The sequence below is a fragment of the Candidatus Colwellia aromaticivorans genome (assembly GCF_003333305.1).
GTDB lineage: Bacteria > Pseudomonadota > Gammaproteobacteria > Enterobacterales > Alteromonadaceae > Colwellia > Colwellia aromaticivorans.
Genome location: NZ_QOLD01000040.1, coordinates 1 through 1517, shown reverse-complemented (window position 1 = coordinate 1517; position 1517 = coordinate 1). Strand labels below are relative to the sequence as shown.

The window sequence follows — 1517 nt, the reverse complement described above, 5'->3', positions numbered from 1 at the left end:
ATTTCTAACAGGGAACTAGTGCAGTAACTGGGGAAGCCTGGCATTGTATCCAATCAAAATGATTTGATCAAAAATGGTTGGACGTATTATTCAAGAGGTGACTCAAGAGTATTACGAGTGTGAGGTGACGTGGTCAAGTAAATTCAGTCAACCCAGTTAAGCGGCTTTTTTCAATATCATCATTTCACTTTCATAATCATTTGGGCTTTTGTAACCCAGATAAGAATGCAAACGATGACTGTTATAAAACATTGCAATGTAATTTAAAATATCTTGCTGTGCTTCAAGTCGTGTTTGGTAGTTTTTCCACTGAACTCGTTCTTGCTTCAAGCTACCAAAGAAGCTTTCAACTACAGCGTTATCCCAGCAATCACCTTTACGGCTCATGCTACCTTTAATACCATTGGCAAGTAATAACTTTCTATAAGCTCTGCTAGCATATTGAGAGCCTCGGTCAGTATGGACAATTAACCCTGTACTTGGTCTACGTTGCCAAATAGCCATCGTTAGCGCATCACAGACAAGTTGCGCTTTCATACGTGATCCTATGCTCCAACCAACTACCTTTCTTGAAAACAAGTCGATTACTACAGCAAGATATAACCAACCTTCTTGTGTCCAAATGTAAGTAATATCTGCGACATAGGTCTGATCTGGCTGAGCTACATCAAATTCACGTTTAAGTAAATTATCAAATACTGGCTGCTTGTGGTCGCTGTTAGTCGTGACTTTGTATTTCTTTTTACTGCGAACCCAAACACCCGCTTCTTTCATCAGCTTCGCCACTTTATATCGGCTCATTGGAAAACTTAAAGCATCTAGTGCCGCTTTAATGCGCCTTTCACCATAAGTGTAGCCACTAAATTTAGCAATATCTTGGATCCATCCGATAATATCATCATGCTCTGGGTCTTCAGGTTTATTGGCTTTTCGTCTTTGAAAACTATAATAATTGCTGCTGTTAACCTCTAACACTTTACACATTAGAGTAATTGGCCAGATCTTCTTATGCTGAGCAATAAATGAGTATTTTATTTCATTTCTTTGGCAAAGAAGACCGTCGCTTTTTTTAGGATTTCTTTCTCCATTTTCAAGCGTTTAACTTCTTCACGAAGCTGCCTAAGCTCTAACTGCTCTGGTGTTAGCTTACCATTCCCTCTAAAAGCATGACCATCATCATCTTCAAACTCTTTAACCCACCGACCTAAAACATTGGAGTTAATCCCAAGGCTTCTGGCTGCATCAGCTTTAGTATAATTTTGCTCAAGAACTAAGTTAACAGCATCAAGTTTAAATTCTTTTGAGTATTTCTTTTTTTGTGTCATTTCATTTTCTCCAGTTAAGAACATTATCTCTTATCTGGGGTAGTTGGATCCATTAAACCATGTCAAGGTGGCAGATGAACCCGTAGTAGTGAGTAAGGCTAGGCCGATGAAAGCCAGTAATGGTGTGGAGGATAAAACCAAGCCGACTGTCAACACTGTGTTTGACAGAGTCAATTTAAGCCACAAGCTTTC

At 39.2% G+C, this 1517-nt stretch carries 1 protein-coding gene; it reads right to left on the bottom strand.

Annotated elements, in window-relative coordinates; translation table 11 throughout:
- Positions 1-156 precede the first annotated feature (156 nt).
- A protein-coding gene (locus DWA31_RS05985) for an IS3 family transposase (protein WP_114325728.1) occupies positions 157-1325 on the bottom strand; the annotation gives its coding sequence in 2 pieces (ribosomal slippage) (positions 157-1064 and positions 1064-1325; 1170 coding nt in all).
- Between the last annotated feature and the right edge of the window lie 192 nt (positions 1326-1517).